Annotated in this window: 15 protein-coding genes; 11 read left to right on the top strand and 4 right to left on the bottom strand. The window is 63.4% G+C overall.

The features are described from left to right. Nucleotides 1-581: 581 nt before the first annotated feature. From nirB to P0D87_RS00395, 5 genes are all read left to right on the top strand, one after another. A complete protein-coding gene (nirB, locus tag P0D87_RS00415) occupies nt 582-3,122 on the top strand; it encodes a nitrite reductase large subunit NirB (protein ID WP_053858101.1) in 2,541 nt (846 codons plus the stop codon). A gap of 33 nt (nt 3,123-3,155) precedes the next feature. Continuing rightward, nucleotides 3,156-3,509 carry a nitrite reductase small subunit NirD gene (gene nirD, locus P0D87_RS00410; protein WP_006049015.1) on the top strand — a complete coding sequence of 118 codons (354 nt, stop codon included), beginning with the start codon at nt 3,156-3,158 and terminating at the stop codon, nt 3,507-3,509. 149 nt (nt 3,510-3,658) lie between these two features. Continuing rightward, a complete protein-coding gene (locus tag P0D87_RS00405; RefSeq protein ID WP_006049016.1) occupies nt 3,659-5,026 on the top strand; it encodes an MFS transporter in 1,368 nt (455 codons plus the stop codon). 37 nt (nt 5,027-5,063) lie between these two features. Further along, nucleotides 5,064-5,774, top strand: a complete 711-nt coding sequence (locus P0D87_RS00400) for a type IV pili methyl-accepting chemotaxis transducer N-terminal domain-containing protein (protein ID WP_035569962.1) — start codon at nt 5,064-5,066, stop codon at nt 5,772-5,774. Between the two features lie 75 nt (nt 5,775-5,849). After that, nucleotides 5,850-6,350 carry an MgtC/SapB family protein gene (locus P0D87_RS00395; RefSeq protein ID WP_006049018.1) on the top strand — a complete coding sequence of 167 codons (501 nt, stop codon included), beginning with the start codon at nt 5,850-5,852 and terminating at the stop codon, nt 6,348-6,350. Nucleotides 6,351-6,363: 13 nt separating this feature from the next. On the opposite strand, the gene P0D87_RS00390 is transcribed toward P0D87_RS00395, so the two are convergent. Then, complete coding sequence (locus P0D87_RS00390; RefSeq protein WP_053859024.1) at nt 6,364-7,542, bottom strand: porin; 1,179 nt, start codon at nt 7,540-7,542, stop codon at nt 6,364-6,366. Nucleotides 7,543-7,816: 274 nt separating this feature from the next. Between P0D87_RS00390 and aldA the strand changes: the two genes are divergently transcribed. The 4 genes from aldA to P0D87_RS00370 all read left to right on the top strand — a co-directional run bounded on the left by aldA (nt 7,817) and on the right by P0D87_RS00370 (nt 13,619). Further along, nucleotides 7,817-9,271 carry an aldehyde dehydrogenase gene (aldA, locus tag P0D87_RS00385; protein WP_053859025.1) on the top strand — a complete coding sequence of 485 codons (1,455 nt, stop codon included), beginning with the start codon at nt 7,817-7,819 and terminating at the stop codon, nt 9,269-9,271. A gap of 103 nt (nt 9,272-9,374) precedes the next feature. Next, on the top strand, nt 9,375-10,721 hold the full coding sequence (locus P0D87_RS00380; RefSeq protein WP_171799843.1) for an MFS transporter: 1,347 nt from the start codon (nt 9,375-9,377) through the stop codon (nt 10,719-10,721). Then, a complete protein-coding gene (locus tag P0D87_RS00375) occupies nt 10,722-11,939 on the top strand; it encodes a mandelate racemase/muconate lactonizing enzyme family protein (RefSeq protein WP_053858103.1) in 1,218 nt (405 codons plus the stop codon). Nucleotides 11,940-11,942: 3 nt separating this feature from the next. Next, entirely contained in the window at nt 11,943-13,619 is a 1,677-nt protein-coding gene (locus tag P0D87_RS00370) for a GMC family oxidoreductase (RefSeq protein WP_053858104.1), read from the top strand. A 121-nt stretch (nt 13,620-13,740) separates the two neighbouring features. Here the strand turns inward: P0D87_RS00370 and P0D87_RS00365 are convergent, their stop codons facing one another. Both P0D87_RS00365 and P0D87_RS00360 read right to left on the bottom strand, forming a co-directional pair. Beyond that, the gene (locus P0D87_RS00365) at nt 13,741-14,673 is read right to left on the bottom strand and encodes a LysR substrate-binding domain-containing protein (RefSeq protein ID WP_006049024.1); all 933 of its coding nucleotides are present in this window, start codon (nt 14,671-14,673) and stop codon (nt 13,741-13,743) included. Nucleotides 14,674-14,991: 318 nt separating this feature from the next. Then, the gene (locus tag P0D87_RS00360) at nt 14,992-15,357 is read right to left on the bottom strand and encodes a hypothetical protein (protein WP_006049025.1); all 366 of its coding nucleotides are present in this window, start codon (nt 15,355-15,357) and stop codon (nt 14,992-14,994) included. A gap of 343 nt (nt 15,358-15,700) precedes the next feature. Between P0D87_RS00360 and P0D87_RS00355 the strand changes: the two genes are divergently transcribed. Further along, complete coding sequence (locus P0D87_RS00355; protein ID WP_053858105.1) at nt 15,701-16,324, top strand: glutathione S-transferase family protein; 624 nt, start codon at nt 15,701-15,703, stop codon at nt 16,322-16,324. A gap of 116 nt (nt 16,325-16,440) precedes the next feature. Here P0D87_RS00355 and fabV read toward each other — a convergent pair whose 3' ends face one another. Next, the gene (gene fabV, locus P0D87_RS00350; protein ID WP_006049027.1) at nt 16,441-17,637 is read right to left on the bottom strand and encodes an enoyl-ACP reductase FabV; all 1,197 of its coding nucleotides are present in this window, start codon (nt 17,635-17,637) and stop codon (nt 16,441-16,443) included. Nucleotides 17,638-17,968: 331 nt separating this feature from the next. Between fabV and P0D87_RS00345 the strand changes: the two genes are divergently transcribed. Continuing rightward, entirely contained in the window at nt 17,969-20,482 is a 2,514-nt protein-coding gene (locus P0D87_RS00345; RefSeq protein ID WP_053858106.1) for a penicillin-binding protein 1A, read from the top strand. Nucleotides 20,483-20,506 lie beyond the last annotated feature (24 nt).

Genomic DNA, 20,506 nt, shown 5'->3' with positions numbered 1-20,506 from the left:
GCTCCGGCTGCGTTGCCGGAGTCGAACGTTGCACGCGACGCGCATCGTGTTTATGCAAGGAGCAGGCCAACGGAGCGCTTGCGCGGTAATGACGTGCGTGTTCGTTCGACGCAAAGCGCCGATGACTCGCACGCCGACGCTCGCGCTCCCGCATTCGAGTCGCCCTCGCACGCTTGAAAAAGCCGGGTAGGGAGCGCGCTTCCCGCGCCGCCGATCCACGCACGTTTCGCACGCACACAGTGCTGCGTCGCACCATCGCTGTGCTGACGTGCATCGAAATACGTCGCGCGTCGAGTCCTTCATACGATGCCGCGATTCCTCGCAAAACCACGCGCTGCAAGGCTCACGAGTCTATAAAACCCGATTGGCACAGCCCTTGCATTTAACGGTCCCATCGGATCAACGACGATCCGCCGTGAGCGCACACAAAGCGCTCGCCGCAGCACCCAGGTCAGGACAACGGCGTCCCCCGAATTCAGTCATCGACTGGGTTCGCGGGACGCCGTTTTTATTTCCGGCGCCGCTTTGCCGATGACGGCAGCGCGGCAGCCGATGCCCAGCACATTGAGGAAACCGCGGTCATGAAAATCATCGTTATCGGTCACGGGATGGTCGGTCACAAACTGGTCGAGTGTCTGGCGCAAGACGCCGCGCACGGCCTCGACATCACCGTGCTGTGCGAAGAGCCGCGTCCCGCGTACGACCGCGTGCACCTGTCCGAATTCTTCGCGGGCAAGTCCGCAGACGACCTCTCGCTTGTCGAGCCCGGCTTTTTCGAGCGCGAGAACGTGCTGCTCAAACTCAACGCGAAGGCCGTTTCGATCGATCGCGACGCGCACACGGTCGCGCTTTCCACCGGCGAGACGCTTGCCTACGACAAGCTCGTGATGGCCACCGGTTCGTCGCCGTTCGTGCCGCCCGTGGCAGGCCGCGAGCGCCGCGATTGCTTCGTCTACCGAACTATCGAGGATCTCGAAGCGATGCAGGAATGCGGCGCGCGCTCGAAGACGGGCACCGTCGTCGGCGGCGGGCTGCTCGGTCTCGAATGCGCGAAGGCGCTGCGCGACATGGGCCTGCAAACGCATGTGGTCGAGTTCGCGCCGCGCCTGATGGCCGTGCAGGTCGACGAAGGCGGCGGCCGCGTGCTGCGCGCGAAGATCGAGGAACTCGGCGTGACGGTCCACACGCAGAAGAACACCACGGCAATCGTCGACGGCGAAGCGGGCACGCACCGCATGCAGTTCGCCGACGGTTCGCATCTGGACACCGACATGATCGTGTTCTCCGCGGGCATCCGTCCGCGCGACGAACTGGCGCGTGCATGCGGCCTCGAAGTCGGCGCGCGTGGCGGCATTTCCATCGACGCGGCGTGCCGCACGAGCGATCCCGACATCTACGCAATCGGCGAATGTGCCGCATGGAACGGCATGGTGTATGGCCTCGTCGCGCCGGGCTACGACATGGCGCGCGTGGCCGCGAAACATCTGCTCGGCGACGACGCAGCCTTCGCGGGCGCCGACATGAGCACGAAACTGAAGCTGATGGGCGTGGACGTCGCGAGCATCGGCGATGCGCACGGCACGACGCCGGGCAGCCGCGCGTACCAGTTCAGCGACGAGCGCAAGCAGGTCTACAAAAAGCTGGTCGTCTCCGAATGCGGCAAGCAGTTGCTGGGCGCGGTCATGGTCGGCGACGCGAGCGAATACGGCACGCTGCTGCAGATGATGCTCAACGGCATCGAGCTGCCCGAGTCGCCCGAATTCCTGATCCTGCCGCCAAGCGACGGCGCCGCGAAACCGGGCCTCGGCGTCGACGCGTTGCCCGACACCGCGCAGATCTGTTCGTGCAACAACGTGTCGAAGGCCGAACTGTGCGCCGCCGTTTGCGCGGGCGCGACCGACATCGGCGCGTTGAAATGCGCGACCACGGCGGGCACGTCGTGCGGCGGCTGCGTGCCACTCGTCACGCAGGTGATGAAGGCCGAGATGAAGAAGCAGGGCCTCGCCGTGAACAATCACGTATGCGAGCACTTTGCATATTCGCGCCAGGAGCTCTATCACATCGTGCGAGTGGAAGGCGTGCGCAGCTTCGGCGAACTGCTGTCACGGCACGGCCACGGTCTGGGCTGCGACATCTGCAAGCCGGTGGTGGCGAGCATTCTCGCGTCGTGCTGGAACGAATTCGTGCTGAAGAAAGAGCACGCGTCGTTGCAGGACACCAACGACTACTACCTCGCGAACATCCAGCGCGACGGCACCTATTCGGTGGTGCCGCGCATGCCGGGCGGCGAAGTGACGCCCGACGGGCTGATCGCCGTCGCGCAGGTCGCGAAGAAATACGGCCTCTACACGAAGATCACTGGCGGTCAGCGCGTGGACCTGTTCGGCGCGCGCGTCGAGCAGTTGCCGCTGATCTGGGAAGAGCTGATCGCGGCCGGCTTCGAATCGGGGCATGCGTACGGCAAATCGCTGCGCACGGTGAAGTCGTGCGTCGGCTCGACGTGGTGCCGTTATGGCGTCGGCGATTCGGTCGGGCTCGCGGTCGAACTCGAGAACCGCTACAAGGGCTTGCGCACGCCGCACAAGATCAAGTTCGGCGTGTCGGGCTGCACGCGCGAATGCGCGGAAGCGCAGGGCAAGGACGTCGGCGTGATCGCGACCGAGAAGGGCTGGAATCTCTATGTGTGCGGCAACGGCGGGATGAAGCCGCGGCATGCGGAACTGATCGCGTCGGACCTCGATCGCGAGACGCTCGTGCGCTACATCGACCGTTTCCTGATGTTCTATGTACGCACCGCCGACCGTCTGCAACGCACCAGCGTGTGGCGCGAAAGCCTGGAAGGCGGGCTTCAGTATCTGATCGACGTGGTCGTACACGACAAGCTCGACGTCGCTGCGGAACTCGAAGCGGACATGCAGCGCGTGGTCGACACGTACGAATGCGAGTGGAAGAAAGCGGTCACTGATCCGGAGACGCGCAAGCGCTTCCGTCACTTCGTCAACAGCGATCAGGCCGACAGCACCGTGACGTTCGTTCAGGAGCGCGGACAGATTCGCCCGGCCACGCCGGAGGAACGTCAGTCGAAGCTCGCCGCGATTCCTGTCGTAGTCGAAACCGTTTGATTTTTAGCGTCATCGAAAATGAGGAGCTCCGCCATGAGTAACGACCGCTTGCCGCAAACCTGGACCCCTGTTTGCACGCTCGACGACATCGTTCCGAACACGGGCGTCTGCGCGCTCGTCAAAGGCGAACAGGTCGCCGTATTTCACGTGAACACGGACCAAGATCAGGCCGCCGTGTACGCGATCGAAAACTTCGATCCGGGCTCGCGCGCGGCCGTGCTTTCGCGCGGGCTGATCGGCAGTCTCGGCGAGCGCGTCGTGGTGGCTTCGCCGATCTACAAGCATCACTTCGATCTGCGCACCGGCGAGTGCCTCGAAGCGCCCGCGCATTCCGTCAGCGCATTTCCCGCGCGCGTCGAAAACGGCCAGGTGTGGGTCGCCGTTTGAGCCGGTACGTTTCACCGCTGCATAAGAACGGCCCGCATGGCACAGACGTTGCATTGACAGCGCGGGGTCCAAACAGAGTGATCATTCCGGTGCGCGGCGAAGCATACGGCCAGCCGGGTGATCGAAAATCAGTTTAATGAGGATGTCTGATGAAAAACGTGATGAGCTCGCTTAAGAGCGGCGATTGGCGCGCGCTGGTGGCGTGTTTCCTTTATTTCGACACGGGCTTTACCGTGTGGGTGCTGTATGGCCCGCTCGCGCCGTTCATCAGCAAAAGCATTTCGATGACGCCGGCGCAGCAGGGCCTGCTCGTCGCGGTGCCCGTGCTCTCCGCGGCGATCCTGCGCGTGACGCTCGGCAACCTCTATCAGTCGGCGCACGGCAAGCGCATTGCGCTGCTCGGCGTGCTGCTCTCGGCGGTGCCGACCATCGTGTTGCCGGTGCTGCCGTTCGTTCCGTCGTACACGCTGCTGCTTGTGCTCGGCGTGTTTCTCGGCGTGGGCGGTGCGAGCTTCGCGGTCGCGTTGCCGATGGCCGGCAGCAACTATCCGCCGAAAGTGCAGGGCCTCGTGCTGGGGCTTGCCGCTGCGGGCAACATCGGCGCGGTGCTCGACGGCTTCCTGTTTCCGCAGCTCGCCACGCACTACGGCTGGCAGGTCGCAACCGGCGGCGCATTGCCGCTGCTCGCGATCGCCGCGATCACGCTGTACTTCTGGGCCAACGACTCCGGCGTGAAGACAGGCAGCGTGCTGCGTGCCTTCGGCGGTTTCGCGGTGACGCTCGTCGGTCTGATCGTGCTCGTGCTGCTCGTCGAAGCGGGCATCTTCGGTTCGGGCAAGACCGGCGTGCTGCTGTTGCCGGTGATCGGCGCGCTGCTCGCGATTGCGGTGCTGCCCAAGCGCTATCGCTCAGTGCTCGCGGAGCGCGATACGTGGGTCATCATGCTCGTGTACAGCATCACGTTCGGCGGTTTCGTCGGCATGTCCTCGTATGTTTCGCTGCTGCTCACCAACCTCTATCAGCTCTCGAAGATCGACGCGGGTCTCTTCATGGCGTTGCTCGCCGCAACCGGCGCGCTGGTGCGTCCGCTCGGCGGCCTGATCGCCGACAAGGTGTCCGGCGTGCGTGCGCTGACGGTGCTGCTCGCGACGATTTCGCTGTGCGACCTTGTGTTCGCCGCAGTCATGCCTTCGCTCGCAGGCGGCATCGCGCTGCTGGTGTGCCTGTACCTGGCGTTCGGACTCGGCAATGGTGCAACGTTCCAGCTCGTGCCGCATCGCTGGGCTGGCCGCACGGGCTTGATGTCGGGCATCGTCGGCGCGGCGGGCGGGATTGGCGGTTTCTATCTGCCGGTCGTGATGGGTATCGCTAAGGAAAGCACCGGTTCGTATCAGATGGGCTTTGCGACTTTCGGCGCGCTTGCCGCCTGCGCGTTCCTCGCGATCGTCGCGCTGCGCCGTCCGTGGATGGCGTGGTCGATGCAATCTGCCGGCATGCACGCGCATGCAACGGAGTGATGCGACGCTTTGATCTGAACCTTCACAAACAAATAGCGTGAGCACGATAGAACGGATTCAGACAGTGCGGGCCGACGCAGCGCAAACCGACGTGTCCAGCGAAGTGTTGAGCTCGTTGATCAACATCGCTGGGCGTCAACGGATGCTCTCGCAGCGCATCGTCTTCAAGGCGATGCTCGCGCTGCGTCAAAGCGACGGCGCGCTCGCGATCGCGCGAGATACGCTGCGCACTTTCGCGGACAGTCACGCGGCGCTCGTGCAAGGCCGCGATGGTTTGCCGGGGCTCTTTTCACCGGCGCTGCGCGAGGCCTTTCACGGCACGGGCAACGACAAAGACAAGGGCAACGGTAGCGGACACGTCGCGAAGAAAATCGCCGACTTCATCGCAGTGGCGTCGGCCGCGCTCGACGCGATAGGACGCGACTCGGCACGCGCCGAAGACGCCGTGCAGGCGTTGATCGCGTGCGCCGATCCGTTGCTGAACGACCTGCATGGCATCACGGCGGTCTACGAACAGGAGAGCCGGCGCATTGCCCGCTTGCAGAAAAAAGAGCAGCAGCAATTGATCGAACGAATCAAGTCGATCGCGAAGGAAGCGCATATCGTGTCCTTCAACGGTCAGATCGTGGCGAGCCGCACGAATGTGACCGGTCGCGAGTTCGCGGTCGTTGCGGGCGTGATGACTTCGATCACGAAGGAACTCGAGTCCGTGGTGAGCGCCTTCGTGAAGAAGACTGCGTCCGCCTGATCCGCGCGCCGAGGTCTGCCCACCCGATGCTATCCCGGCTATGCTTGACGTTTTCGCCAACGTCGGGTCAGCCATATGAACAGCGGATCGCAAACGGTGTGGGAAACGGTGTGGCAGACGGCCAAGGGTGAGTTCTCGGATCTCGGCAGCGCGGCCGATCTGACTCAGGTGCTGATGCGTCTCGGCATCGCGCTCGTGCTCGGCGGCGTGATCGGTTTCGAGCGCGAGATCTCGCGGCGCGATGCCGGCATGCGCACGCATATGATGGTCGCCGTGGGCGCGGCGCTATTCGTCGTGGTGCCGCTGCAAGCCGGCTTTTCGCAAGACAATATGAGCCGCGTGCTGCAAGGGCTCGTGTCGGGCATCGGCTTTCTCGGCGCGGGCGCCGTCATCAAGCTCAGTGCGCAGCGCGAGGTGCGCGGCCTGACGACGGCCGCAAGCCTGTGGCTGAGCGCGGGTGTGGGCATGGCGGCGGGCCTTGGGCGCGAAGCCACCGCGATTCTCAGCGTGGTCATTGCACTGTTGATTCTCTCGAGCGCGCGGCTCGTGAAAGGCCGCGCGCATCCACGCAAATAAGCGTTCGTCGACGTTAGAACTTATGACGCAGCGCGACTCGCGCGGCGACCTGCGTACCCGTCGACGACGGCGCCTGTACGCCCGGAATAAACGCGTTATCGAGGATCGAATGCGTCGAGTCTCCCGTGACCTTCTGATACACGCCCTGCACGTAAACGTCCGTGCGTTTGGACAGGTTGTAGTCCGCCATCAGACCGGCCGAATGAATCTTCGGCTTCACGCCGCCTGACGACGCGTCGTAATTCTCCATCGTGTACACGTACTGCGCACCGACGAAAAACGCGGGCGTGAACTGGTATTTGCCATTCACTTCGAAATTCTGGTACTTCAGCGTGTTCAACGTCACGCCCGCCGCCGCGAGCGGCACGCCGATATAGCCGTTGCCCGTTGGGCTCCTGTAGCTGGAGTTCGTGTAGGCGAAACCGGCGGTGGCCGAGCCGAACGTGTAGTTGATGCCGCCGCCGAAAACCCGCATGCGTCCGGCGATGAAGCTCGCGTCGTTCGCCGTGATTGCGCCGGTCGCGCCCACGCCGGGGTTATTCGCCTGCAGATAGGCGGCCGCAATCAGAAGCCCGCCGGTCGCGTACTGCGCGCCGAAGCTGTACGCGCGATTGTTCGCGAAGTTCGTGTCGTTGCTGAAGCTGTAGACGCCGCCGAACTGCAGGCCCGCGAAATTCGGGCTCGCGTATTTCACGCTGTTGCCGAGGCGAAACGAGTTGTCGGTGTTGTCGTTGTCGTACGGATGCGCGAACAGATAGCCGGCCCAGTTGCCGTTCGCCGTGGTCTGCGCGAGGTAATCGACAACCGAGTCGTACTGTCGTCCGAACGTGAGCGTGCCGAACCGGTTGTCGCTCAAACCCACGTACGCCTGGCGGCCGAACATGCGGCCGCCCTGGCCGAGCCGCCCCGAATTGATGTCGAAGCCGTTCTCCAACTGGAACACGGCCTGCGTCCCGCCGCCCAGATCTTCCGAGCCCTTCAGGCCCCAGCGACTGCCTTGTGCGTAGCCGCTCGCCATTTCCCATACCGCGCCGCGTCCGGCGTTGTTGGTGTAGTCGAGGCCTTCGTCGAGCACGCCGTACAGCGTCACGCTGCTTTGCGCGAACGCGCAGGGACTGGCCAGCGAGGCGAGGGCGGCGATAGCGCCCGCAATGGCCTGCGCAGTAGCCGTGGCGGACAGGTTCTTTCTCATCATCGTGAACTCCAGACGTTGGTAATGAGCGGCCGCGCATGAGGACCCGGCGTGGCCGCTGCTTTTTGGCGAAGCCCGGATTCTGCTATTCGAGATGCGGCTCGCGTATGAGGCACATCCCTGGATAAACGTGATTTTTTCGAATGTTTGTCCCGCGAATTATTCGCTTGTGGCCGGTAATCAGGCCGACAAAAATTCCGTCCATGCACTTTTGCATGAAGACGGAAACGCAAGGCATGCGTTTTCCGCAGGCAAGAAAACGAAGGAGACGAACATGCGACTCGACCGGAACTATGTGAACGGCCGCTTTCTCGAACCGGCCGCCGATGCCGGTTCACCCACGCATCAGGCGTTGATCGCCGTCCACAACCCAGCGACCGAAGCGCTCATTGCGCACGTCACCGCCGCGACTCGCGCGGAAGCCGTGGCCGCCGTCGATGCCGCCGCGCTCGCGCAAAAGGCGTGGCGCAAGCTGCCGTCGGTGGAACGCGGCGCGTGGCTGCACAAGCTCGCCGACGCGCTCACCGAATGCGCGCCGGCCATCGGCGCGGCGCTCGCGCTCGAATCGGGCAAGAGTCTCGCCGATGCCACCAACGAAGCGATCTACGCCGCGCAGATCACGCGTTACCACGCGGAGTGGGCGCGCCGCATCGAAGGCGAAGTGATTCCAAGCGATACGCCCGACGAAAACCTCGTGCTGCATCGCGAGCCGATCGGCGTGGTCGCGTGCCTGATTCCGTTCAACTACCCGGTCTACACGTTCATGCGCAAGGTGGCGCCCGCGCTGATCGCGGGCAACACGGTCGTCGTGCGCCCGAGCAACAACACACCGACTTCGGCGTTCGAAATCGCGAAGGCCGTCGAGAAGGCCGGTTTGCCCGCAGGCGTCGTCAACATTCTCGCGATGGATCATGCGACCGCCGAGGCGCTGTGCACGCATCCCAAGGTCGGCATGATCACGTTGACGGGCAGCGTCGGCGCGGGCCGCAAGGTGCTCGAGTACTGCAAGGCGAATATCGCGAAGCCGTCGCTCGAACTGGGCGGCAAGACGCCGGCCATTATCGAAGCCGACGCCGATCTGGAAAAAGCCGCGCGTGAACTGGTCGCGTCGAAAACCACGCACTGCGGCCAGCTTTGCACGGCAATCGAACGCGTCTATGTGCAGGAAAGCGTGCATGACCGCTTCGTCGCGCTGCTCAAGCGCCACATGAGCGCAGTCGAGTTCGGCGACCGCAGCGAACAGCCGTCGCTGATGGGTCCGCTCGTCAATGAAGCATCGCGTCAGTCGATTCACGCGATGGTCGAGCGCGCGGTTGCAGCAGGCGCGACGCTGGAAACAGGCGGCAAGCTGCCGGCGTCGACGGAACGCAAAGGGTTCTTCTATCCGGCCACGTTGTTGTCGAACTGCCGGCAGGACATGGAGATCGTGCAGGAAGAGACCTTCGGCCCCGTGATGCCGGTCGTCAAATACCGCACGCTCGACGAAGCACTCGAGATGGCCAACGATCACCAGTTCGGTTTGTCGTCGGTGCTTTACACCGAGAACTATCGCAGCGCGATGAAGATCGCCAACGGCATCGAGGCGGGCGAGTTGTATGTGAACCGCACGCCGGCCGATCCGTATCAGGGCTTTCATGCCGGCTGGAAACGCTCGGGGCTCGGCGGCGACGACGGCAAGCACGGCATGCTCGAATTCACGCAGACGCGTCTTGTCGTCATGAAGTACTGATGCAAACACGCAGCAAAACCGCTGCTCATTCATAACAAAACATCAAAACATATTGGAGACTCACGGGCCGCTCATGCGGCGCGGGGTCTCTCAGGAGGCTCACGTGTCATCTCAACCCGTCCGATCCGCTTCGAACGCCGCAGCGCTGGCGTTAAACGAAAACGACCTGCAAACCGCGCTGCAAAACACCAAAGCGCGCCGTTATACGCAACTGATGTTGCTGGTTCTCGCAGCCGGCGCGATCTATCCGATCCTGTATCTGCGGCAGGTTTATCAGCCGACGATGCTCGAAGTGTTTCATATCACCGATAGCCAACTCGGCTATCTGTATTCGTCGCTCGGCACGATTTTTCTGCTGAGCTATCTGCCGAGCGGCTGGCTCGCGGACCGCATCGCGCCACGCCTGTTGATCTGTTTTTCGCTGATCGCGACCGGCGTGCTCGGGCTCTGGTATTCGACCGCGCCTTCGTTTCAGATGCTGATGCTGATCTTCGGTGGCTGGGGCTTGTCGACCGGCCTGACGTTCTGGGCCGCTGTGATCAAACGCGTGACGATGATCGCCGGCGCCGACGAGCAAGGCCGCTTCTTCGGTCTGCTCGACGGCGGGCGTGGGCTTATCGAGGCGATGCTCGCGACCGTCGCGATCACGCTCTTCGCATGGGCGACGCAGACGAAGGGCGAGTCAGTCGCCGCGGGTTTCAGAATGGTCGTCTACATGTACGCGTTCTTGTGCATTGCGCTCGGTGTGGTGCTCGTTCTTGTCAAAGACCCGCAAGGCGAGCAGGGCGCGCGCGAGGCCGCCGCCAATCGCGCTGCGCGCCGGCGCAACAACGTGCTCGCCGATCTCGCCACGCTCGCAAAGATTCCGGAGTTGTGGCTCGTCGCGGCGATCGTGTTCTGCGGCTACCAGGTGTTCTGGGCGACGTATAGCTTTTCCGCCTATCTGCACGAAGGCGAAATCGGCCTGACCGTCGTCATGGCCGGCACGATCACCACGCTCAAACTGTGGATGCGGCCGATTGGCGGCATCGGCGGCGGCTTTCTCGGCGACCGTTACTCGAAGGTATCGGTGCTGGTCATCGCGCTGTTTCTCGCCGCGCTGTCCCTGCTCGGACTGATGGCCGCACCACGCATTGCGAGCCACGTATTGCTGGTGTTCCTCGTGCTGTTCATCGGCATTCTGACCTATGCGATTCGCGGGCTTTACTGGTCGCTGCTGGACCGCTGCAACATCCCCGTTTCGACGATGGGCCTCGCCATCGGCCTCATCTCCGTACTCGGTTATTCGCCCGACGTATTTCTGCCGCTCATCAACGGTTATCTGACACAGACGTTCCCCGGCGTATTCGGCTATCAGCTGTATTTCGGCTATGTGGCCGGGATGGCGGCGCTCGGCGGTTTTGCGGGGCTCGCGTTGAGAAACATGCTTAACAGGAAAGAGGTTGCGTAAATGAAAGTTGTCTCCCTCGAAACGCATATCGTTGCCGTACCGCCGCCGCACGTGGGCGGCATGTACTGGATCTTCGTCAAGCTGAAAACCGACTGCGGTATTGAAGGCGTCGGCGAAATCTATTCGGCGACGTTTCATCCGAAAGCAATGACGCATATCGTCGACGATGTCTTTGCGCGCTATCTGCTCGACAAGGACCCGCATCATATTGAGCGCTTGTGGCGCGAAGCCTATTCGAGCGGCTTCACGCAACGTCCCGATCTGACGATGATGGGCGTGGTGAGCGGCCTCGAAATGGCGTGCTGGGACATTATCGGCAAGGCAGCGGGCAAGCCGGTTTACGAATTGCTCGGCGGCATGGTGAATCAGCGTCTGCGCTCATACACGTACCTGTACCCGAAGAACAGCCGCGGCGAATACGACTACGACGATCCCGATCTTGCCGCCGAATGCGCCGCCGGGAATGTGAAGCGCGGCTTTACCGCGGTGAAGTTCGATCCGGCCGGGCCGTACACGGCGTACTCGGGGCATCAACTGTCGATGGAAGTACTCGACCGCTGCGAGACATTCTGCCGGCGCGTGCGTGAAGCGGTGGGCAGCAAGGCCGATCTGCTGTTCGGTACGCATGGACAGATGGTGCCTTCATCGGCAATCCGGCTTGCGAAGCGCCTCGAAAAATACGATCCGCTATGGTTCGAGGAACCCGTGCCGCCCGGCCAGGAAGACGCGATGGCGCAAGTCTCGCGGCACACGAGCATTCCGATTGCAGCCGGCGAGCGGCTGACTACGAAGTACGAATTTTTCAGGCTGCTGCAAGCGGGCGCCGCATCGATTCTGCAATTGAACGTGGCGCGCGTGGGCGGTCTGCTCGAAGCAAAGAAAGTGGCCGCGCTCGCCGAGGTTTATTACGCGCAGATCGCACCGCATCTGTACAACGGTCCGATTGGTGCGGCCGCAAGCATTCAGTTGGCGACATGCACGCCGAACTTCCTGATTCAGGAAAGCATCGGCACGTGGGACGGTTTTCATGCGGCGGTTTTGAAGAAGCCGATTCAATGGGAAGACGGCTACATCATTCCGTCGCGCGAACCTGGCCTTGGCGTCGAGCTGAACATGGAAGTCGTCGCACAGCACACGCCGTACACAGGCGAGCGTCTGCATCTGCAAATGGCCGCACAACCTGCCGACGTGAAAGATCTGGCGCCGGCCAAGGGTTAGAGCATGAACTACGATTACATCATCGTCGGCGCGGGTTCGGCGGGCTGCATTCTCGCTAATCGCCTGTCGGCGTCGGGCCAATATTCGGTGCTGCTGCTCGAGGCGGGCGGCAAGGACAGTTCGTTCTGGTTCAGGATTCCAGTGGGTTTTACAAAGACCTACTACAACGAAACCTATAACTGGATGTATTACAGCGAGCCGGAAAAAACGCTGGATAACCGGCCTATTTACTGTCCGCGAGGCAAGGTGCAGGGGGGCTCCGGCTCGATCAACGCGATGATTTACGTGCGCGGGCAAGCGAGCGATTTCGACGATTGGGCGGCAGCGGGCAACTCCGGCTGGGCGTTTCGCGACGTGCTACCGTATTTCCGCAAGCTCGAATCGCATCCGCTTGGCAATACGAAATATCACGGCGCCGATGGGCCGATCCGCATCTCGCCGATGAAAGACGCCGTGCATCCGATTTGCCACGTCTTTCTGAAGGGCTGCGATCAGGCCGGCTATCAGCGCAGCGACGACTTCAACGGCGCGCAATTCGAAGGCGCCGGTATTTACGATGTCAACACGCGCAATGGTCAGCGCTCGTCGAGCAGCTTCGAGTATCTGCATCCGGCGCTCGCGCGGAAGAATCTCACGATCGAGCATAACGTGCTGGTCGATCGTGTGCTGTTCGACGGCGAGCGGCGCGCGATTGGCGTGAGCGTCACGCAGAACGGCGTCGCGCAGAAAAGCGCCGTGCGGCGTTTCATGGCGAATCGCGAGGTGATCTTGTGCGCGGGCGCGGTCGATTCGCCGAAGCTCTTGCAATTATCCGGCGTCGGCGACAGTGCGCTGCTCACGAAACACGGCATCGCCACCGTCAATGAGTTGCCCGCCGTCGGCCGCAATTTGCAGGACCATTTGTGCGTGAGCTTCTACTACCGCGCGAACGTCAAAACGCTCAACGACGAAATGCGGCCGCTTCTCGGCAAGCTCAAGCTCGGGCTGCAATATCTGCTCACGCGCAAGGGGCCGCTTGCAATGAGCGTGAATCAGTCGGGCGGTTTTTTCAAAGGCAGCGAACGCGAGGCGCAGCCGAACCTGCAGCTTTACTTCAATCCGCTGTCGTACCGCATTCCGAAGAGCAGCAAGGCGAATCTCGAACCGGAGCCGTACTCGGGCTTCCTGCTCGCATTCAACCCTTGCCGGCCGACGAGCCGCGGCTCGATCGAAATCGCGTCGAATCGCGCGGCCGACGCCGCGAAGATTCGCCTGAACGCGCTCAGCACGCAGAAGGACATCGACGAGGTGATCCAGGGTTGCGAACTCGTGCGCAAGATCATGGGCTCGCCAGCACTGAAGGAGATCACAGTCGAGGAAATCTCGCCGGGGCCGCAGGTCGCGTCGCGCGAGGACTTCCTGCAATATTTCCGCGAGCAGTCCGGCTCGATCTATCACCTGTGCGGCTCGTGCGCGATGGGCGACGATCCGCGGACGTCGGTGGTGGATGCGCGTTTGCGCGTGCACGGCATGGCGGGCTTGCGCGTCGTCGATGCGTCGATCTTCCCGAACATCACATCCGGCAACATCAATGCGCCGACGATGATGGTCGCGGAGAAGGGCGCCGACATGATTCTCGAAGACGCCGCCGCGCAGGGCGCGCGCGAGGCTGAGGTGGCGGAGTGGGCTAGCGCCGCTTGAGGGGTGTCGGCGTTGTGTTCAAGCTGACGAGGACAGCGCGCCGATGCAATGCGATCGGCGCGTTTTTTATCGGCACTCTGTGAAAAACAAACGCGGTTGACGCCGCGCGTTTCACTACACGTTAGACGTCGCCGAGCGGCATCGCCTCCGACCCTTCGAAAGACCGCTCGCCCAGCCAGATTTCCTGTTGCAGCCAGTCGCGAAACAGCGCGACATGCGGCAATTCCTCCTGCCCGGCGCGCGTCACGAGCCAGTACGACTGATGGCCGTCGACGTGCACGTTCAGCACCTGCACCAGTTGCCCGTCGGCGAGTTCACGCGCGACCATGTGACGGTCGGCAATCGTCACACCGAGGCCGTCGATGGCGGCACGAATCGCGTGGTCGAGCAGATCGAATTCATAGCCGCCGCGCGTATCCACATTGTCGATTCCGGCCGCCTTCAGCCAGTGTTGCCAGGTCAGGTAACGCTGATCCGCGCTCGCCAATACGTGCAGCAGCGTGAATTCGTTCAGATCGATCGACGCGCGCCCGGCCTGGCGCGCGAGCAGCGCGGGCGCGCAGACGGCGACGTGCCGCTCGTTCATCAACAGACGATTGTCGAAACCTTCCCACTCGCCGTTGCCGAAGCGGATCGCGCAATCGAGCACGCCGGATTCCGCGAGCTTGTCGTCGATGCGCGTCGACAGGCTCAGTTCGAGATGCGGATGCGCGTCGCGCAGCCGGCCGAGACGCGGCATCAGCCAGCGGCTCGTGAAGGTGGGCGGTGCGTTGATGCGCAGCCGGTTGCGATGCGTTTTCTCCTGCAGGCTGCGCACCGTCAGTTCGATACGGTCGAACGATTGCTGCAGCGCCTGCAACAGCACGCGCCCGGCCGCCGACAGTTCGAGATGGTGATGATGGCGTTGCAGCAGCGTCTCGCCGATTTGCGCCTCGAGTTGACGCACTTGCCGGCTCACGGCGCTTTGCGTGACGTTCAGCAATTCCGCGGCGCGCGTGAAGCTGCCGGTGCGGCCAGCCACTTCGAAGGCTTTGAGCGCGTTCAGCGCCGGCATTTTGCGTTTCAAGATGTTCGACCGGGAGAGGGAAGCGCGACGCGCGATGTGCCCGGTATTTTAGCGGCTGGGGAGAGGGAGGCGAGGTGGTTTGGGCGGGTGTTTTTACGGAGGGGACGCGGGAGGGAAGGCGTGTCGCGCAGGTGTTTTCGCGGGTTTGAAGAGATGGCGGCCACGGCGAAGCGCGAGATGCGGACTTGCTGCTGAAACGGCTTCCCGCCCCGCCAGAGTTCGGCGTCGGGATTCGTGCGAAACGTTCGTTTTTAGACTTGCGGGCAAAAAACGCGCGGCGGCGCCAGCTTGCCCTCTCGATACCAATCAGTCCGCCGTCCGCCGGTCCGCCAGCGCCTTCTCGCAGTCCGCGAGAACCTGCCGGACGAGCCGCGCTTGCGGATCGAGTTCGTCGGTGTCGAGAATTTCCTCGACGGCGTCGCGGGCCCAGTCGGTGTCGACGAAGCGCGCGTGCCGGCGGGCGATTTCCAGCGCGGTGGCCGACAGCTTGGCGATGGCGAGCCAGTCGGCCTCGCGCGCGCGCCGGTCGAGCCATTTGTGGGCGGCCTGCACGTGGAACGCGGCGTCGGGCCAGTCCTCGTTGAGGTAGTAAGCGCCGAGGCTGCCGCATGTGAGCCAGCACAACAGCTCCAGACGGTCCCGCGGACTCAGATGGTGGCGTACATCACTCATGGCGACGCTCGCTGCGGTAAATTGCTTTCCGGGGGAGGCGGCGTGCAGCCGTCCTCCGCATGGATTAACAATATCACGCAGAATTCATCAGCGGCAATTCCCGGGCGTACCCTGGCGCACGCGGGGCGGCGCTTTGTTCGGGCGCTGGTTTAACGGCGGGCCACTCGCCCGTTGGCACAAAACCGGACACGAGCGCGAGACGCGCGGCAGCAAGCAGCAGGAGCGGGTAACGAGACGCCCGGCAAGCAACGCGCCCAACCGCGCAGGCACCCGCCGCGCCCCAGCGGAAAATCCGCCAACGCGCTAACGTAACGGTTCCCTTCCACCACCGCATCCACGCCCCATGCTGCAGATTCTCGGCAAACCTACCTCCATCAACGTGCGCAAGGTGCTGTGGACCTGCGCGGAACTCGGGCTCGCGTTCGAACGGGAAGATTGGGGCGCGGGGTTCCGTCCAACCAACGTCCCCGAATTTCTCGCGCTGAATCCGAACGCGATGGTTCCCGTCATCAGGGACGGCGACTTCGTGCTGTGGGAGTCGAACTCGATCATCCGCTATCTCGCGGGGCGCTATGGCGGCGAGTGGCTTTATCCGGCCGACCCGCGCGAACGCGCGCGCTGCGACCAGTGGATCGACTGGCAGGCAAGCGAATTGAACCGCTCGTGGAGCTACGCGTTTCTCGCGCTCGTGCGGCAATCGCCGGCTCATCGCGATGCGCAGCAGATCGAGGCGTCGCGCGCGAACTGGGCGAAGCACATGGCAATCGTCGAAGGACAATTGCAGCGCACCGGCGCATTCATCGCGGGCGACGCCTTCTCGCTCGCGGACATTCCGATCGCGCTATCGATCAACCGTTGGCTCGAAACCCCAATTGCACGCGACGATCTGCCCGCGGTCGACGCATACATGACGCGCCTTGCGTCGCGCGATGCGTATCGCGAGTACTGCCGCAACGGCACGCCGTAAGCGCGACAGCATCAGCGAACGAGGGGGAGAAAAAGCAGAGGAGGAAGCAAACGAGACAAACAATGCGGGGCGCAGCGGCCCCGCATTCTCAAAACGCGGCTAAAACCCGCAAAAACTCAGACCTGAACGAGCCGCGGAATCTGCACGTCGGGATTCACGTCGGCCTCATAGTCGACGCCCGCAATCTCGAAGCCGAACAACCGCAGAAAGTCGGTCTTATAGCCGGCGAAATCCGTGAGTTCGTAGATCGTGTCGTTCGTCACCTGGCCCCACAGCGCTTCCACGCGTTGCTGCACTTCCGGATCCAGTTCCTTGTAGTCCGCGCGCAAACGGCCTTCTTCGTCGATATGCGGCGCCGCGCCGTACAAGCTGTCCTTATAAAGGCCATAAACCTGCTCGATACAGCCTTCGTGCGTGCCTTTCTCCTTCATCACCTTGAAGAGCAGCGACAGATAGAGCGGCATCATCGGAATCGCGGAACTCGCCTGCGTGACGACCGCCTTCAGCACCGACACGCGCGCGTCGCCGCCTTTGGCCGCGAGCTTCGCGCGGATATCGAGCACCTTCTGGTCGAGGTCCTTCTTGGCCGCGCCGATCGAGCCGTTCCAGTAAATGTCGTGCGTGATCTTCTCGCCGAGGTAGGTGAACGCGGTGGTCTTCGCGCCGTCCGCGAGCACGCCCGCTTCGAGCAGCGCGTCGATCCACATTTGCCAGTCTTCGCCGCCCATCACCGCGACCGTGTGGTCGATTTCGGTTTGCGTGGCCGGTTCGAGCACGGTTTCCTTGATCACTTCCTTGTCGGTATCGATGCCGCGCAGCGTGACTGCCTTGCCGACCGGCTTGAGCGTGGACGTGAACACCTCGCCGGTTTTCGGATGCGTGCGCTTCGGTGCGGCGAGGCTGTAGACCACGAGGTCGACCTGGCCGAGATCGCGCTTGATGACTTCGATGGTGCGCGCCTTCACTTCGTCGGAAAACGCGTCGCCGTTGATGCTCGTCGCGTAGAGGCCCTCGGCGGCGGCGAACTTCTCGAACGCCGCGCTGTTGTACCAGCCTGCCGTGCCGGCCTTCGATTCGCTGCCGCCGCGCTCGAAAAACACGCCGAGCGTGTCCGCGCCGCAGCCGAACGCCGCGCTGATGCGAGCGGCCAGTCCGTAGCCCGTGGATGCGCCGATCACGAGCACCTTCTTCGGGCCGTTCGCAATGGGACCGCGTGCCTTGACGTAGTCGATCTGTTCCTTGACGTTGGCCTCGCAGCCCGTCGGATGGGTGGTTACGCAGATGAAGCCACGCACGCGCGGTTTGATGATCATGAAGCACCTCTTGTCGGAATTGGCGACATTATAGTGGCCCGCGCGGCTGCTGGCGCGGCGCGCGGGATCGGCTGCGGGGAGCGGCAAACAGGCAGCAGACGAGCAGCACACGAGCGGCGAGCGAGCAACAAACGAGCGGCGAGCCGCGGCAAGAACCGGCAAAGCCGCCGAAAAGCATCGGCAAAGCAGCAACAAACGCACAACAAAGCTGCAACAAACCCGCAACAAAGCTGCAATAAAGCCACCGCCGTCCCACGGCTGCACGGGCAAAAATCAGCCCAACCCGCACATCTTGGTAGGATTCAGCCTTTTCCCGCAGACGGTAGCCAGCGTGAAGCGCCTTATTCCCCTGATTCTGGAGACACTCGACCGAGGTCTGACCCGCGTGAACCCGCTCGTGGCCGCGGCGCTGTGGCATCTGCGCCATCCGACGCGCCGCGGGGTGCTCAAGGCGTGCGCGGCGCTTCCGCTGCTGTTCGTGCTGTATGTGCTGGTCCTGATTCCGTTCACACCGGGCATCGGCGATATTCGCAAGGCGAAGATCGAGCAGCCGGCGCGCATTCTCTCCGCGGACGGCAAACTGCTCGCCGAGTTCAAGCCGTCCAACCGCGAGTGGGTCAAGCTGAAGGACATCTCGCCGAACGTGGTCAATGCGCTGATCGCTACCGAAGACCATCGCTTCTATCAGCATTTCGGGCTCGACTGGCGGCGCACGGCATCGGCCGCGCTGCATACGTTTTCCGGCGACCGGCAGGGCGGCTCGACCATCACGCAGCAACTCGCGCGCAATCTTTATCCCGACGAAATCGGCCGCGCGCCGACGCTCACGCGCAAGCTCAAGGAAGCGATCACGGCCTTCAAGATCGAGGCGCTCTATACGAAGGACGAGATCCTCGAAACCTACCTGAACACGGTGCCGTTTCTGTACAACGCGTACGGCATCGAGATGGCCGCGCGCACGTACTTCGACAAGTCGGCGTCGGAGCTGAACGTGCTCGAAAGCGCGACGCTCGCGGGCATGCTGAAGGGCAACAGCTATTACAACCCGGTGCTCAATCCGGAGCGCGCATTGCAGCGGCGCAATACGGTGCTCGCGCAGATGGTGAAGTTCGGCAAGCTCACGCCCGCCGCCTATCAGACGCTCAGTAAAAAGCCGTTGCGCATCGACTTCGAGCGGCAGACCGAGCCGCCCGGGCCCGCGCCGCATTTCGCGCAGCAACTGCGCAAATGGCTTGCGGCATGGGCCGACCGCAACGACTACAACCTTTACTCCGACGGCCTCGTGGTGCGCACCACGATCGATTCGCGTCTGCAGACGATGGCCACGCAGGCGGTGATTTTGCAGGGCAACCAGTTGCAGGGCATCGCGAATGCGGCGTGGGGCAGCCGTGCCGGTTGTTCGAACGGCAAGGACCTGCTCGCGACGTTCCTGCGCGAAACGCCCGACTACCGCGCCGCGAAAGACACGGGCCTCTCCGACGACGACGCGCTCAAGCGCGTGTCGGCGAACCGCGGCCTCGTGCAGTCGGTATGCGAATCGAAAACGCGCGTGCAGGCCGATTTTCTCGCGATGGACCCGCGCAACGGCCAGATCCGCGCGTGGGTCGGCAGCCGCGATTTCAGCCAGGACCCGTTCGATCACGTCCAGCAGGCACGGCGTCAGCCGGGCTCGACGTTCAAGCCGTTCGTCTACGCGGCGGCCTTCGAGGCGGGCGCGAAACCGTCGGACACGTTGCTCGATCAGCCCGTCGAAATTCAACTCGCGGGCGGCGAAGTCTGGCGTCCGGGCGACGAGGACGAACCGAGCGAGCGGCCCATCACGCTGCGCGACGGCCTCGCGTATTCGCGCAACCGCATCACCGCGCAACTGATGCAGACAGTCGGTCCGAACAAGGTCGCGCGGCTCGCCCGCGCGATGGGCGTGCGCGACAGTCCGCTCGAGGCGGTGCCGTCGCTCGCATTGGGCACGAGCCCGGTCACGCTGAAGGAAATGGTCTCGGCATACGGCACGATCGCCAACCTCGGCGGATACGTCGAGCCGGTGATGGTCACGCGCATCGAGGACCGCAACGGCGAGGTGCTGGCCGACTTCGCGCCGACGCCGCCGCAGCAGGAACTGTCCGCCGATGCGGCGCGCACGCTCGTCGACGTGATGCGCGACGTCGTCAATCGCGGCACGGGATCGGCGATACGCGGACGCTTCGGCGTGCGCGGCGACGTCGCTGGCAAGACCGGCACGACGCAGGGCAGCGCGGACGGCTGGTTCATCCTGATTCATCCGCAACTCGTGGCCGGCGCGTGGGTCGGTTTCAACGACAGCCGCGTGACCTTGCGCAGCGATTACTGGGGGCAGGGGGCGCATAGCGCGCTGCCGATCGTCGGCGATTTTTTCCAGCGCGCGCAGCGCTCGAAGCTCGTCGACACGCGCGTCAAATTCGACACCGAGCACCAGCCTGGCTGGTTCGCCGAGCGTTCGGAGCGGCTGCGGGCGTGGTTCCAGCAACTGTTTCCGCCGACGGCGCCGACGGTCAAGCCGGATGCGGCGGTGACTGCGCGGAATACGACGCGGCGTGCGCCGGTTGAGGTTGTTTCGTCGGAAGCGGAGGCGGCTGCGTCGAGTGCCGCGGCGGCTTTGGCGGCGAGCGAAGACACGCGGGCGCTGCCGCCGTTGCTGACGGCGCCTGGCGCGGCTTCAGGTGCGGCGGTTCTGAATGAGCCGGTCCACGGCGAAGCGCGCGGCGCCGGCACAGCGGCGTCGGCACCGACGCCCACGCCCGACGACGTGATGCCGCCGGATGCGGTGAGCGTCGAAGGTCAGCCGAGCGGAGCGGGTGCGTCGGAGTGACTGTCGACGCAAGCCACGTGAGCG

The organism is Paraburkholderia sp. RL17-368-BIF-A (assembly GCF_046054045.1).
Lineage (GTDB): Bacteria > Pseudomonadota > Gammaproteobacteria > Burkholderiales > Burkholderiaceae > Paraburkholderia > Paraburkholderia graminis.
This window is presented reverse-complemented; position numbering and strand designations above follow the sequence as displayed.

Bases quoted from the DNA above. Each gene is read 5' to 3' on its own strand.
- aldA (WP_053859025.1), top strand. From the start codon at position 7,817: ATGCGACTCGACCGGAACTATGTGAACGGCCGCTTTCTCGAACCGGCC.
- P0D87_RS00355 (WP_053858105.1), top strand. From the start codon at position 15,701: ATGCTGCAGATTCTCGGCAAACCTACCTCCATCAACGTGCGCAAGGTG.
- P0D87_RS00405 (WP_006049016.1), top strand. From the start codon at position 3,659: ATGAAAAACGTGATGAGCTCGCTTAAGAGCGGCGATTGGCGCGCGCTG.
- P0D87_RS00360 (WP_006049025.1), bottom strand. From the start codon at position 15,357: ATGAGTGATGTACGCCACCATCTGAGTCCGCGGGACCGTCTGGAGCTG.
- nirD (WP_006049015.1), top strand. From the start codon at position 3,156: ATGAGTAACGACCGCTTGCCGCAAACCTGGACCCCTGTTTGCACGCTC.
- fabV (WP_006049027.1), bottom strand. From the start codon at position 17,637: ATGATCATCAAACCGCGCGTGCGTGGCTTCATCTGCGTAACCACCCAT.
- P0D87_RS00390 (WP_053859024.1), bottom strand. From the start codon at position 7,542: ATGAGAAAGAACCTGTCCGCCACGGCTACTGCGCAGGCCATTGCGGGC.
- P0D87_RS00370 (WP_053858104.1), top strand. From the start codon at position 11,943: ATGAACTACGATTACATCATCGTCGGCGCGGGTTCGGCGGGCTGCATT.
- P0D87_RS00395 (WP_006049018.1), top strand. From the start codon at position 5,850: ATGAACAGCGGATCGCAAACGGTGTGGGAAACGGTGTGGCAGACGGCC.
- P0D87_RS00365 (WP_006049024.1), bottom strand. From the start codon at position 14,673: ATGCCGGCGCTGAACGCGCTCAAAGCCTTCGAAGTGGCTGGCCGCACC.
- P0D87_RS00375 (WP_053858103.1), top strand. From the start codon at position 10,722: ATGAAAGTTGTCTCCCTCGAAACGCATATCGTTGCCGTACCGCCGCCG.
- nirB (WP_053858101.1), top strand. From the start codon at position 582: ATGAAAATCATCGTTATCGGTCACGGGATGGTCGGTCACAAACTGGTC.